We start from the raw sequence: 13249 nt of genomic DNA, 5'->3' as shown, positions 1-13249 counted from the left end.
AGGGGATGGTTAAAGTGCTTGTTGCCCTAGCGGTTCTGGCCGGGCGCTATCAGGTATGGGGCTCAAGCACCTCGGAGGGGGGCGAGAGCATACGCGCCTGGGTAGTATTGCGGCCCTGGGCCTTGCAGGCATACAGGGCTTCATCGGCGCAGGCGACCATTCTATCGATATCCGCGCTGACCCCAGGCGGGCTCGTGATGACACCCACGCTGACGGTGACGACCTCAGCACTGGGAGAGTACGCGTGCGGGATGCCCATCGCCTGAATCATGCCACGCATGGCATCGGCCAAGCGCCAGGCCTCTTGACTAGGGGTGTCGATGAGTAAGACGAGAAACTCCTCACCTCCCAAGCGAACGACGATATCCGTTTCACGACGGAAAGTATCGCGCAATACGCCAGAGATCTGCACCAGACACTCGTCGCCGGCTGGATGACCGTAGTAGTCGTTATAAGGTTTGAAATGGTCGACGTCCATCATCAGCACTGACACCGTACAGTCGAGACGCCGCGTCAGCGGTAGGGCGACATCGAGACGATTTTCCAGCATGCGGCGATTGCCCAGTTTCGTGAGCGGATCGATGAGCGATTGTTCCAGCAACTGGGCATTGTGTGCCTTGAGGTCCTCGACCAAGTGTTGAAACTGGCGTGCCAGCTCGCCGACTTCATCGCGGCGTTCGGTGAGGTAGGTCGTCATCATGAGGTGGGTATTGTCACCTTCATGCAGTCGACGCGCATGCTCCGCGAGCCGCCGCATGGGGTGTAAAAGGTCCCTTTCGATTCTCAGTAACACCCAGCCTGCTGTCAGTGATATCAGCAATAGCAGCGCAATAGCCTGTATGTACCAAGGCCAGTGGGACTCACCGATACCCCAGCCAAGCAAGCCGGTGGTCACGCACGCCAGCACACTCAGGCGTACCCACTGTCTCTTGAAGGTAAGTGGTTGTTTTCCCTGCGTCGATATTATAGACATTAGTTCTATGCCGTTTTTTTATGAAGCGGTCAGTCTAGACAGCTACTCAATGTAAATAAAGGTATCTTATAAGTAAATTAAAATTAAATTTCATGAGTTGATTTAGGTCATTTTGAACACGTGTTTGATCATTAGCGGTATATCAAATGTGATATTGAAGTTATGTTTTACTTTTAAAGTATCGGTTCAATCGTGTGGTACAGAAGGAAGGCGCGGGGCGGGCACGAGACAAGGCATGCGCACCATGCTCGGCCCGACGTGGCGTGGAGCAGAGCGCATAACATAAAAAGCCCCGCTCCTGGGGAGCGGGGCAAAACGTCAGCTAGTCAAGTAAAGGTCTTAGAAGTTGAGACCGAAGTTGGTCTGCAGACTGGTGTGCCAGTTGCCGTCGGTCGGCGAGCCGAAGTAGCCGAGTGCGTTCTTGTTGGAAACAACACTGAACCAGGCGTAATACGGGCCGGCTGTGACTTTCATGCCCAGGTCGTTGAGCATCGGGTCATCGACATTCTCGCCGAAGCCGCCCTCGGCTGGCGTATAGTCGCCGTTCGGGCTGATATAGCTGAAGTCGTTATAGAAGTAGAGGTTATCGATGTCACCCCAGTTGACGTTCATGCTGTAGCCCACGCTGGCGGAATACATCTGGCCTTCGGCGGGAATCAGGTAATTGAAATTGAATGCACCGACCTGAATCACATCGTCGGAAATACCGCTTTCCGAGGTGCCGGGGTTCTCGGCATCATATTCGTAGGCGGTCGCCTGCAGTTGTGTGAGCCAGGAGCCGTAGCTGCCGTTCAAGCCCACGGCGGCCTGCCAATTGCTGCCGCTTTCATTGGTCTGGTTATTGTAGAGTTGACCGCCCTTGGCCGAGAAGTTGATCTCGGTGGTGTAGTCGGTGCCCTGACCGAAGGTGTAGGCGACACGGCCGGCGAGCTGATTTTCTTCGGTATTACCCTGGTTGCCACGCGCAGCATTGGGATCGTCTTCATCTAGAACGCCTTGGCTATTTACACCAACGGCGTCGGAGGTGCCGCCGATGGCGTTGGCGCCGTAATGCTCGTTGCTATCACCCAACTGGTCGCTCTTGAAAAAGGCCAGCGAGGTATCCCAGGCGCCCTGGCTATGATCCCACTTGATACCGGCGTTCTGGTTGTCATTGAAGCCGGCGAGATACGGCAGGTTGCCATACCAACCCAGGTAGCCGTAATCCATGTTGCCGAACGGCGTCTGGACCAGGCCCACCTTGACGGTGTCGTTGTCGCTGGCCTGATAGCCCATCCAGCCCTTCTTGAGGAACTGGTAGCCATCGTAGAAGCGATATTCGAACGAATATAAGAAGTCGCCGTGCTGACCGTCGACGCCGAGGGTGAACTTACCGAAGTTCATGTCGCCGCCAGTGTCCTTGTCGACCTGGTCCCAGTCGTTATAAACGCCTTTCATCTGAAGGGTACCGCTGAACTGCGAGTTCTGGATCGACTCGATCAGTGAGCGGTTTTCCTCGGCGAGGTCACGCGTTTGCGCGGTATCCTGGCTGCTGTCGGCGGTCGTGGTCGACTGCTGAGCGTCGAGTTGCTGCTCCATACGCTCGACTTGCGCGCGTAGTGCATCCAACTGGCGCTGCATGGCCTCGGTGTCTTGTTGTGCCAATGCCGGCGCAGCAAAAGCCAGTGTGCCGGTAACGCCCATGGCGAGGCCGGCTGCCTTGAATGATAGTTGTGCCACTTTTTTTCTCCGTTTCCTGCTTAGGGTCGTGAGTCGTCGGATGGGCTGGGTAGCCCTTGCGAACTGACGCCAGGGAAACGCTGAATCGCTTGCTCTAGATGAGCACACAACGCCATGCCATGCACGAAGACGCGCCCCAGAAAACGAGGACGGTTCCCATGCTTCGCGAGCCATGCGTTGGATATGATTCAGGCGTTCCCTTGATTGCCTTTATTTTCGTTATGAGCAGCATCATACCTAAATCTTGCCGTTACATAAATAGGTGTTATGGAATGGCAGGGGATTCCCCGTATGAGCGCTTATGAAGGGCCCTAAAAGCATTTCGCAGGGGGGCAAACGATCGTGAGATGACGCTGAGCGCTCGATTGACGATAATGCCTCACCAACCCACGCCTGATGAACAGAAGGGCGAGTGTGGTGAGGAAGCAAGCAGACAACATGGACAAGGAGAACGAGATGCGCCAAGTCTGGCTAATGGCGATTCTAGTAGGCGGTATCGGAGCAAGCGTGTCGGCGTGCAGTTACACGCCCGCGCGTATCGACCCCGAGCCCGTTGTTGAAGTCGGTGATGGACACCATGACCACGATGAGCGACATGAACATGGGCATGGCGGTGATTTCTGTCCGCCCGGACAAGCCAAGAAAGGCAACTGCTGAAGCGCGATGTATTGTGGGCGGCCATCTAAAGCTCGTTATAACAGCTCCCGTGTGATCGTTTCGTGGTGACCGTTTCCAGCATCATAAAAACGCCATGGTCGGTTATCCCGACCATGGCGTAAGATTCCGCGCTCCCTTGGCGTCTTCCTGACGCACCGGCACTTTACCGGTTCCCGTGAGCCTCCTAGCTCAGCATGCTTCCTTAACGCGCTTAACGACAGTGTCCCTTGTCTGACGAGCAATGGCCTGCTGAGCCATGCATCGCCACTGCCTGTTGTACCCAGTCTCTGTGACAATGTCGCGTCACGGATGTGACGTTTACATGGTCACTTTTTGATGGCCGCTTCTGATGGCCGCTTCTAATAGTCACTTCTGTTAGTATTTCGCACTTTTGATACACACACTCAACGGGAACACGGCAATGAATGCGGTTATTTTGGCCGTTCTGGTCATGGTGGGGCTCGCATTGGCGCGAGTATCGGTAGTGTTTGCGCTTATCGTGGGCGCCTTGGTGGGCGGTTTGGTCGGCGGTCTGGGACTCGAGGATACGCTGGCCGCGTTTAACGATGGCGTGGGAGGCGGCGCCAAGGTAGCGTTGGCCTACGCAACGCTAGGGGCGTTCGCAGTGGCGATTTCACGCTCAGGACTTCCCGACTTATTGGCTCAGCGGTTGATTCGTCTGCTCGGCCACGAAGCGTCATATAAACGCCAGTCGGTGGTGAAATACATCCTGCTCGTGGCGTTGCTATTAGTAGCGATTTCCTCGCAGAACCTGATTCCCGTGCATATTGCCTTCATTCCCATTCTGGTCCCGCCGCTGCTCAAGATCATGAATCCCCTGCGTCTGGATCGACGCATGGTGGCCTGCGTGCTGACCTTCGGCCTAACGGCGCCTTATATGTTGTTACCGGTCGGCTTCGGGGCGATCTTCCTCAACGATATTCTGTTGGCCAATATCAACTCGGCGGGCGAGGCCGTGGGGCTCGAGGTAACGCGTGGCATGGTACCGCTAGCCATGGGCATTCCCGTTGCCGGCATGGCACTGGGACTTCTGGTGGCTATTTTTTATTCCTACCGCAAACCGCGTGATTATGAAGCGCGCGATGTCGTGACGAGTAACATCCCGCATCGTTCCAGTGAGGTCAGTCTCCATACTCGTGGATTGGTAATGGCCGTCGTGGCCATCGTCTCCGCCTTATCGATTCAATTGTATAGCGGCTCGATGATTATGGGCGGGCTCGTTGGCTTCGCCCTATTGTCGCTGGGCGGCATCTTCAAATGGCGTGAAGCCGATGACCTCTTCACCAGCGGCATGCGCATGATGGCACTTATTGGCTTCATCATGATTACGGCGGCGGGGTTTGCCTCGGTCATGCAAGCGACGGGCGAGATCGACACACTGGTCGAAAACGCCTTCGCCATTATCGGCGACCATCAAGGGCTTGCCGCGTTGATCATGCTGTTAGTTGGTTTGTTTATTACGCTGGGGATTGGCTCGTCGTTTTCGACGATTCCCATTATTGCCGCGATCTACGTACCGCTCGCCATACAGTTCGGCTTCTCACCCATGGCGACGGTGGCCCTGGTGGGTACCGCCGCCGCGCTGGGCGATGCTGGCTCGCCGGCCTCTGATTCGACGCTGGGGCCGACCTCGGGACTCAACGTCGATCGCCAACATGACCACATCTGGGACTCGGTCGTCCCCACCTTTTTACATTACAACATCCCGCTCATCGTCTTCGGCTGGCTGGCGGCAATGTGGCTTTAAATGGGGGCATTGCTTTGAAAGTGAGACATGCTAATGTCGATCCGCTTGCTTGAAAGCGAATTAACGGCAACTCGGAAAGGCGAAGGTTGCGATAGGTAAATAAAAAATAAGATGGGGCTTGGCAATAAGCGAATAAATGGCGATAATATGGACACATCCCAACTGTCTAGAGGTAAAGAATGTCTCTGTTGAGCGAGTACATGAAAAAGGAACAGCTGCTAAAGCAACTCAGCGAAGAGTTGCAGCAGCTGGAACAGGACCAGCGCCTGACATCTGAGCTGGAATTCAAGGAAAAGCTCGAAACCTTGATGAAAGAGTACGATAAGACGCCTGCTGCCGTTATCGAACTGCTTGATCCGAAGCCTGCTTCTCGCTCTGCGTCGTCGTCTCAGGCGAGCACCGGCGGGCGCCGCAAGCGCAAGCTGAAGATCTACAAGAACCCCAACACCGGTGAAGTGGTGGAAACTCGGGGCGGTAACCAGAAGACGCTCAAGGCGTGGAAAGACCAACACGGCAACGATACCGTCGAGTCTTGGTTGGTACGCGTCGAGGACTAAGCGTCCTTTGAGGACAAGCGCTTTCCAGCGAAAGTGGTTGAGTCCTCCTCAGGTACATTGTACGGAAAAGGCTGATGCTCGAGCATCAGCCTTTTTTATTTGCCATGTACTGGGCTAATGAATCGTCAAAAGCGGTACGCCCAGTTCGAACCTCTCCCGCGCATGCGGTGATGAGGTTTCCCACCACGTCACCATGACTGGCTCGCCACTCAACCATTCATTATGTGTCGGTAACCACTCATAAAGTAGGTAAGCAAGCGCGCCGACGATATTCTCCCGCCCCGTTACACACATCTTGACCTGTCGTTGGGCAGAAAGGTGAACCTGCCGGAATCCCATCGCCGGTGGAGCCATGCAGTTGCCTTCGACCTTGAAGCCGAAGTCGATACGTACCCTGCCCGCGGGGGTGATATTAGGGTCATCGTGATATATCCAGGTGCGCGCGACCTCGCACCCCTTCAAGTGATGCCGCCATCGTTGTGCGTAGTAGCGCCACAAGGCGGGTTGCTCCCTCATCGACACATCGCCGTAATGGCGAGTCAAGAAACAGCGAGCTTCTTTTCGCATTTCAATTGTCAGCGTCTCAGGTGCACGACGAGGAATCTCGTCGCGCAAGCGATCATGGAAGCGGCGTCGATAGTCGCTGGGCGAAACGCCGAAGTAGCCATGGAAAGCGCGCGTGAAGATGGCATGACTGCGATACCCGCAACTAATGGCGACATCCAGTACCTGCATCGGCGTACGACATAGCAGCAGGGCCGCGCGTTCCAGCCGTAGCGAGTCGCGGTAACGGCCGGGCGAGATACCGAAGCAGCGGTTGAAATTACGTCGTATCTGCGCCTCCGAATACCCTAGGTACTTAGCGAGATCACGGATTGAAGGGCTATCGCCTGACCGCTCATGCAGCCATATCTCGGCAGCTCGCATGGCATTGAGGCTGGTTGATAACGATGTCTCATACGCTGCCATACATGGTTCCCCTTGGTTTTTTGGCGGACTTATTTGTAAGTCATCGCCGACGAAGTCTGTAAATGTTGAGAAGATGACCGGAATTGCAAAGCCGGAAAGGATGAGATCCCTAATATGCGAAACAGGTAAATGATAGTACGAAAACCAAGAAAAGAGGATACGTATTTTAGAATATTTATTTATGTAACCTATAATTTATGTGTGGTATTGGCGACATGTTACGTGACGTTGATCCTGGCCTTTTTATGTGTAAAGGCAGGATTTCCATGTCATTTTTACTTTTTATTTTGAATATTTGTACAATAAACAGTGAGTTAAGGTGTCTATCGTTATCCGCGTATAAAGAAAGAATATAGAATAGAAACCAGATTTTTGTTGATTTTTTAGAGATAGGCTGCGTGGTTGATGCGGGGTTTTTACACGCCGTAAGGGATGAGGTGGCTGTTGGAAGAGCGTAAAAGAAAGCGGATTCGCCGACCACTATACGTAAAACCATAGGCAGTAAACGATAATTAATGGAGGTCGAGATGCTTGGGGAACTCAAGGTACCGGCAATGACCACGATCGTACTGGCACTGGTCCTGAGCGGCTGCAGTGGCAGTTCATCCGAGTCTCAGCCCATGGACGGTGGTGGTGGAAGCGGTCCCGATATGGGCGACAACAATGGGGGTAATAACGGCGGTGGCGATGGTAATAACGGCGGCGGCGGCGACGGTAATAACGGGGGCGACGGTGACGACTCGACTGCGGTCGAAGACGTCGTTTCCGATACTGGCGATTCCACGACGGGCGTCGGCGATACCGTCATCGGCGCGGGGGAGGCCATCTCGCAGTCCGATGTCGGCGGAGCGGGTTTCGTCACCGATGGCGCCGGCAATGCCGTTGTCGATGTCGGGGAAGGCGTCAATAGTCTGAGCACGGGGTTACGTGATGGGCTCGGCAATCTGAGCGAAAACGATAATGCGCTGGGTACCACGCTAGGTGGCGCGACATCGACCGTGGGAGAAGTCGGTGAAGCGGTCTCGTCGGCTAGCACTATCGTGACTGGCTTGAACACCCTGCCGGTCGTCGGTCAGCTCGACGATAAAACCAATCTGGTCTCGGGCGCCGGCGACACGGTCAATCAACTGGGAGTTGCGGTGACCTCGACGGCGGGCTCGCTGACGTCTTCCTTGACGGCGGAAGATGGTCATCTCAGCGGGCTAACCACTGAAGTCACGGGCGTTGTACGGCCATTGGTCACCAATCTCGAAGGCACCACGCAAACGCTGGGCGATGGGCTTGGCGTCGGCCAACCCGTTGACGGTCTACTGACATCGGTCGGTGGTGTGGTCACTCAGCTTGGCGGCCGTGTCGGCGAGCGTTCCGAAGCACTAGGCGGCCTTGGCGGAACCCTTCAAGGCGTCGGCAATGCCGTGGCTGACCTGGGTGGCGTGGCCACTAATGGTGAAGGTAGCAACGGTGGTCTGCTGAGCGGCCTCACCGGCGGCGAAGGCGGTTTGCTCGGTGGCGTGACGGGCGGCAATGCCGACGGTGAAAGCGGCGGCCTGCTCAGCGGCTTGACTGGCGGCGAAGGCGGTCTGCTTGGCGGCGTCACAGGTGGCGGAGAAGACGGCAATAGCCAAGGCCTGGTCGGCGGGCTCGTCGGTGGTCTGACTGATACTACCGGCGGCTTGACCGGTGGCGGTTCGAGCGACGGCGACGACAGCGGTAACAAAGGTCTCGTCGGCGGCTTGGTCGGCGGTGTGACCGACTCCGTCTCCGGTGTGACCGGGGGCTTGAGCGGCAGCACCGAGTCGGGGAATGGCGATAGCGATCAAGCCCGCGAGCGCAAAGGCCTGCTCGGCAACCTGCTAGGCGGGGGCTTGTTGGGCAACCGTTAATTTCCGGCACTGCTATCAGCACTAAAAGCAAACGTAGGCAAGGTGCCCCGCACCGTGACGAGAGTCGCCACTGAACATAACGAGCGGCTCCGACAAGAGACACCACAGGGAAGCCACAATATGCCGTCATTGTTGCGTCTTCATCATGACGAACGCCGTCGCCCGCTGTCTGAATCGCTACTGGGCTGCCTCGCCATCGCCTTGGTTGGTCACAGTGGTTCGCTCATGGCCGACGATGTCGTCCCTTCGTTCATCGATGAGCGCTCGCCGACCGCCACGCGCGAGCAACAAGAGCAGCAGGAACGCCAGCGCACGCTGGACCTCAACGTACAGCAACCCGCCTCGGCACCGGGCGTATCGGAGAATGCCCGCGTCAATGTCCGGCATATCAATATCCGGGGCGGCTCGGTGTTCGAGCTCGATGAACTGGCCGCGCCACTCGAGCCCTTGGTAGGCGAGACGGTCACCGTCGGCCAAATCAACCAAGCCGTGAAGCGCATCACCGCGCGTTACCAGAAAGCCGGCTACCCGATCTCCTATGCCTACCTGCCGGCGGACAACTTCGCCAACGGCAATGTCCAAGTCGTCGTGGTCGAGGGCTACATCGCCCGGGCCGAGCTGGATATCGACAACGATGCCGTGGCCGCACGCGTCCAGCGCCTGATCGAGCGCATGGCCGAGGAACGTCCCCTGCGGCGAGAGCGTTTCGAGCGTTACACCGCCTTGATCGAGCGGATCCCCGGCGCCAGCCTCTCGGTCAACGTACCGCTACCGCGCACCGTCAATGGTGCCACCACCGTGCGTGTCGAGGCCCGCGATATAAAGCGCGTCGACGCCGGCCTTTCCGTCGATTACGACGACGAGGACGATACCCAGGCGTTGGCCAATATCGCCACCCAGGGCAACACACGGCATGCCGAACGCCTCTCGTTGGCCGGCTTGCTCCCCGTGGAAGGCGATGACGAATACCTCGCCGCTGAATACAGCCAGGCACTCGGTAGCGACGGCCTGCGTCTCAAGCTCTCGGCGACGCATTTCGACGGTGACGATGCCACCGACACACAGTTACTCGGCGTGCCCATCGAAGCGCGGGAAAGCAAGGAACGCTACCGCTATCGCGCCGGACTCGAATACCCCATCGAATTGTCCCGCAAGACACTATGGGAAGTCGGCGGCGCCCTCGAATACCTCGATGAAGACACCCAATATCGCTATACCAGCGACAACGATGAACTGCTGCGCGCCAATGAAACGCTGCGCTACGGCACCGCCGAGCTCAACACGCGTTATCGCCGGGTCAGCGATGGCCGTCTCTGGGAGATCAGTGGCGACGTGCGTCAGGGGATCGAAGTCGGCGGCAGCAAGAACGAGTTGAATATCGAGACGCTGGGCACCTCCCAAAGTGACGACGCCCCGCTGCGTTACACGCGCCTGGGGCTACAGGGGCGTTGGGTAGAAGCACTAGGCGAGCGTTGGCGTCTCACCACCCGCGCGGACGGCTTCTGGGCGGAAGACAGCCTACCCGTCCCCGAACGCGGCAACTACGGCGGTATGCGCTTCGGGCGCGGTTATCCCGATGGCCAGGCCGAAGGGGACTACGGCTATGCCGGCGAGATAGAGCTGCGTTTTCTACAAGCCGTGCCCTGGGGCTGGGTCAGCCGGCTCGAACCCTACCTGGTCGTGGACGGTGCGCGCACGCGTTTCCACGACAACGACATCGAATACAACCTCGCCTCGGCAGCCTTCGGGCTCGAATTCACCGACAGCCGTTACTACCGCCTGGGCGTGGAATACGCGCGTCCCATCGCCGAGGAAGACCTGGATACCGATAACCGCGACGGGCGCATCAACGCACGCGTCTCCTGGCAGTTCGATGGCGGCTAGTAGCTGAAAGGGAAGGCAGAAAAGGGAAGAAGGAAGGCATCACTTATCACAACACGCGGGGAAACATCATGCGTATCTCACTGATCGATAAGTTCACCAACCTCACGCAACGCATCGCGGCACGCAGTCACGCCGCTAAGCCACTTAACCAGGCGCGTTTCAAGCACCAGCAGGGCGCCACGGCGATCGAATACGCGATTATTGCCGGCGTCGTAGCGGTGGTAATTATTGCGGTTTTCACTGGTACCGATGGATTGGAAGACATATTCGGAGGCGTTTTTGAAAAGATTTCAGGAGTTTTGAGCGATAGCACAGATGGTGAAAGTGGGGGCGATTAAAAAAATGTCCCCCAAAACCCTCAAGATCGTCGCGGTACTGCTGGTGATCCTAGCCCTGGGGCTGGGCTTCACTGGCTGGCGCTTGACCCAGCAGGCGGCGGCGCCACCGGTGACCGAGTCCGCGGTCGAGTCGGCCACCGAGACGCCGGCGAGACAGCATCCGGCAGTCGTGGCCACGCGTGATTTGAGCGAAGGCACCGAACTTGGCAGCGACGTCGTGACGGACGCCGCCACGCAAGCGCCGATGCTGGCAGTGGTCGATTTCCCCAATGCCTTGCCACAAAGCTTCGCCGAGCGCGAGGCCCTGGAAGGGCGTGTGCTGACGCGTCCGGTGGAGGCCGGCGAGGTGATCCGCGAGGACGATTTTGCCCTGGGCAGCGTGCTGGCCAGTCAGGTGCCGGCGGGATACCGCGCCCTGGCTATCGGCGTCGACGATGTCATCGGTGGTGGCGGCTTCATTGAACCCGGTGACCGGGTCGACGTGCTGTTTCAGGCCCAGGCCGCGCAGTCCGGCGACCGACGTCAGACCTTGGCGCGTCGCTTGCTCGACGACGTGCTGGTGCTCGGTTATGGCCAAAATCTGCAAGGTGGAGCCGATGACGACGACGAGAACAGCGACCGACGCGGGGCGCGTACCGCCGTCGTCGCGGTGCCCGAGGCACAAGCGCCCAAACTGCTGCTGGCCGAAAGCACCGGCCGCCTGCGGCTGGCGGTGGTCGGTAGTCGTGAGCGAATCGACCGGCTAATGGCCGATCTCGTCACAGCGCCGGATGGCGGCGGCATGGTGGTGGGCCTGTCGCGGAGCACGAGTGAACGGCCCAGCGAGACGCCCAGCGACGGCGAAGACGAACTCGCGCCGGCCATCACCTATGCCGATATCGCCGCCGCCGACGATACCCAACAGCCAGAGGCACCGCGTCGCACAAACGAAGAAGCAAGTGGCCATCGCGTCGTGCAATTCGTCGGAGGGGAGCGGCGTGTGACCGAAACGCAGCGCTAGAAAAGGCTTTAAAGCCGTCGATACGACAACGATAAGCGCGGCCGCAAGCATAAAAACGATAACCGCCGCGCCACGGAAATGCTGCGCGATATGTAGGCAGTGTTTCTCCAACGCAGGGAAGAAGGAAACCACCATGTCCGAGACCGTCACCTCGACCGTTGGACGGCGCTCAATGTACGGGTTATTGGGCGCCTTGATGCTGCTTTTATCGTCTTCGGGCATCGCCCAGCAAGGCGAACGCACGCTGCGCCTGGATATCAGCGACCAGCAGCGTCTGACGTTCGACCGGCCTGTGGCGCGTACGGCACTAGGCGATGGCGATATTGCCAGCGCCCAGGTGTTGGATGCCCGTCAAATCATGGTCACCGGGCTGGAATCGGGAACGACCTCGCTAAGCGTGTGGCGCAACGGCCGTGACGAGCCTCAGGATTACCTTGTTACGGTGCGTCCACGCGGCGCGCGGGGTATGGAATCCGAATACACGCTGGCCGACGGCACCGATACGCCGACGCTTTCGGGCGAGAGCGAATCTCTGGCGCGTCACGATCAGGCCCGCAGTCGCCTCGGCGATCAGAACGTGGTCGACGCCACGCGCCAAAGTGGCCCGGTTCAGGTGCAGACCGATATTCGCGTGGTCGAGGTCAATCGTAGCAAGCTGCAATCCGCCGGCTTTTTCTTCGGCAAGAACAACGGCGGCAACACCTTGGCCGGCGTCGGTAGCAGCGGTGCGCTGGGCGGCGCCGAGGCCGTGGGCGACAGCTTCAGCGAGGGCTTTTCCTTCCTCACCGGCTCCGGTTTCCAGACCGGCGAGGGCGGCTACAACATCGTGGCCGGTAATGCCGACGACAGCATGCTCGGCGTGATCAGCGCCTTACGTAGCAACGGCTTCGCCTACACCCTCGCCGAGCCCAGCCTGGTCACTCTCTCGGGGCAAAGCGCCTCCTTCCTCGCCGGCGGCGAATTTCCCTTCCCGATCAGCAACGACGATGGCGACGTGCGCATCGACTTCAAGCAATTCGGCGTGCGCCTGCAGCTCACGCCCACCGTGCTGGATAACGACAGCATCATGCTCAAGGTCGCGCCCGAGGTCAGCGAGCTCGACTTCACCCAAGGCGTGCAAGCCAGCGGCGTCGCCGTGCCCGCGCTCAACGTGCGGCGCACCGATACCAGCGTGCAGCTCGGCGACGGCGAGAGCCTGATCATCAGCGGGCTGGTCAGCAACAGCACCAGGCAGACCGTGGACAAGCTCCCCGGCCTTGGCGACCTGCCGATCATCGGGGCGTTTTTCCGCTCCACGCGTTTCGAGACCGAGAACAAGGAACTGGTGATGGTCGTCACGCCGCACCTCGTCTCGCCCATGGCCGCAGATTCACCGCGTCCGGACCTGCCTGGTGAGGCATTGCGACGCTACGACCCCTCGTATCTGGAACTGCTGTTCGACCCGCAGGACGCCGAAAGCCTCGAGCGTCTAGGGAACGTCGGCTTCGGCGACTGAGTGGAG

General features: G+C 58.4%; 11 protein-coding genes. 8 read left to right on the top strand and 3 right to left on the bottom strand.

Annotation, left to right across the window (positions count from 1 at the left end):
- Nucleotides 1-49 precede the first annotated feature (49 nt).
- Entirely contained in the window at nucleotides 50-973 is a 924-nt protein-coding gene (locus tag LUN51_RS08725; protein ID WP_277810956.1) for a GGDEF domain-containing protein, read from the bottom strand.
- Nucleotides 974-1312: 339 nt separating this feature from the next.
- Nucleotides 1313-2692: a hypothetical protein gene (locus tag LUN51_RS08720; protein ID WP_277810955.1), complete on the bottom strand. Its 1380-nt coding sequence runs from the start codon at nucleotides 2690-2692 to the stop codon at nucleotides 1313-1315.
- Nucleotides 2693-3130: 438 nt separating this feature from the next.
- Here LUN51_RS08720 and LUN51_RS08715 point away from each other — a divergent pair, with 438 nt between their 5' ends.
- The 3 genes from LUN51_RS08715 to LUN51_RS08705 all read left to right on the top strand — a co-directional run bounded on the left by LUN51_RS08715 (nucleotide 3131) and on the right by LUN51_RS08705 (nucleotide 5674).
- Nucleotides 3131-3349, top strand: coding sequence for a hypothetical protein (locus tag LUN51_RS08715; RefSeq protein ID WP_082021351.1), 219 nt, complete (start codon nucleotides 3131-3133; stop codon nucleotides 3347-3349).
- A gap of 421 nt (nucleotides 3350-3770) precedes the next feature.
- Nucleotides 3771-5117: a Na+/H+ antiporter family protein gene (locus LUN51_RS08710; protein WP_277810954.1), complete on the top strand. Its 1347-nt coding sequence runs from the start codon at nucleotides 3771-3773 to the stop codon at nucleotides 5115-5117.
- 179 nt (nucleotides 5118-5296) lie between these two features.
- Entirely contained in the window at nucleotides 5297-5674 is a 378-nt protein-coding gene (locus LUN51_RS08705) for a histone-like nucleoid-structuring protein, MvaT/MvaU family (protein WP_277810953.1), read from the top strand.
- Between the two features lie 114 nt (nucleotides 5675-5788).
- Here the strand turns inward: LUN51_RS08705 and LUN51_RS08700 are convergent, their stop codons facing one another.
- Entirely contained in the window at nucleotides 5789-6643 is an 855-nt protein-coding gene (locus LUN51_RS08700) for an AraC family transcriptional regulator (protein ID WP_277810952.1), read from the bottom strand.
- 515 nt (nucleotides 6644-7158) lie between these two features.
- Between LUN51_RS08700 and LUN51_RS08695 the strand changes: the two genes are divergently transcribed.
- From LUN51_RS08695 to LUN51_RS08675, 5 genes are all read left to right on the top strand, one after another.
- Nucleotides 7159-8526 carry a collagen-like triple helix repeat-containing protein gene (locus LUN51_RS08695; protein WP_277810951.1) on the top strand — a complete coding sequence of 456 codons (1368 nt, stop codon included), beginning with the start codon at nucleotides 7159-7161 and terminating at the stop codon, nucleotides 8524-8526.
- A gap of 120 nt (nucleotides 8527-8646) precedes the next feature.
- Nucleotides 8647-10410 carry a ShlB/FhaC/HecB family hemolysin secretion/activation protein gene (locus LUN51_RS08690; RefSeq protein WP_277810950.1) on the top strand — a complete coding sequence of 588 codons (1764 nt, stop codon included), beginning with the start codon at nucleotides 8647-8649 and terminating at the stop codon, nucleotides 10408-10410.
- Between the two features lie 68 nt (nucleotides 10411-10478).
- Nucleotides 10479-10748 carry a Flp family type IVb pilin gene (locus LUN51_RS08685; protein WP_277810949.1) on the top strand — a complete coding sequence of 90 codons (270 nt, stop codon included), beginning with the start codon at nucleotides 10479-10481 and terminating at the stop codon, nucleotides 10746-10748.
- Between the two features lie 4 nt (nucleotides 10749-10752).
- Nucleotides 10753-11748 carry a Flp pilus assembly protein CpaB gene (gene cpaB, locus LUN51_RS08680; RefSeq protein ID WP_277810948.1) on the top strand — a complete coding sequence of 332 codons (996 nt, stop codon included), beginning with the start codon at nucleotides 10753-10755 and terminating at the stop codon, nucleotides 11746-11748.
- Nucleotides 11749-11881: 133 nt separating this feature from the next.
- Entirely contained in the window at nucleotides 11882-13243 is a 1362-nt protein-coding gene (locus tag LUN51_RS08675; RefSeq protein WP_277810947.1) for a type II and III secretion system protein family protein, read from the top strand.
- Nucleotides 13244-13249 lie beyond the last annotated feature (6 nt).

It is taken from the genome of Chromohalobacter canadensis (assembly GCF_029544075.1).
GTDB classification, from domain to species: Bacteria; Pseudomonadota; Gammaproteobacteria; order Pseudomonadales; family Halomonadaceae; genus Chromohalobacter; species Chromohalobacter canadensis_A.
This window is presented reverse-complemented; position numbering and strand designations above follow the sequence as displayed.

Coding starts and splice junctions, on each gene's coding strand:
- LUN51_RS08725 (WP_277810956.1), bottom strand. CDS start 973: ATGTCTATAATATCGACGCAGGGAAAACAACCACTTACCTTCAAGAGA.
- LUN51_RS08715 (WP_082021351.1), top strand. CDS start 3,131: ATGGACAAGGAGAACGAGATGCGCCAAGTCTGGCTAATGGCGATTCTA.
- LUN51_RS08710 (WP_277810954.1), top strand. CDS start 3,771: ATGAATGCGGTTATTTTGGCCGTTCTGGTCATGGTGGGGCTCGCATTG.
- LUN51_RS08705 (WP_277810953.1), top strand. CDS start 5,297: ATGTCTCTGTTGAGCGAGTACATGAAAAAGGAACAGCTGCTAAAGCAA.
- LUN51_RS08700 (WP_277810952.1), bottom strand. CDS start 6,643: ATGGCAGCGTATGAGACATCGTTATCAACCAGCCTCAATGCCATGCGA.
- LUN51_RS08695 (WP_277810951.1), top strand. CDS start 7,159: ATGGAGGTCGAGATGCTTGGGGAACTCAAGGTACCGGCAATGACCACG.
- LUN51_RS08690 (WP_277810950.1), top strand. CDS start 8,647: ATGCCGTCATTGTTGCGTCTTCATCATGACGAACGCCGTCGCCCGCTG.
- LUN51_RS08685 (WP_277810949.1), top strand. CDS start 10,479: ATGCGTATCTCACTGATCGATAAGTTCACCAACCTCACGCAACGCATC.
- cpaB (WP_277810948.1), top strand. CDS start 10,753: ATGTCCCCCAAAACCCTCAAGATCGTCGCGGTACTGCTGGTGATCCTA.
- LUN51_RS08675 (WP_277810947.1), top strand. CDS start 11,882: ATGTCCGAGACCGTCACCTCGACCGTTGGACGGCGCTCAATGTACGGG.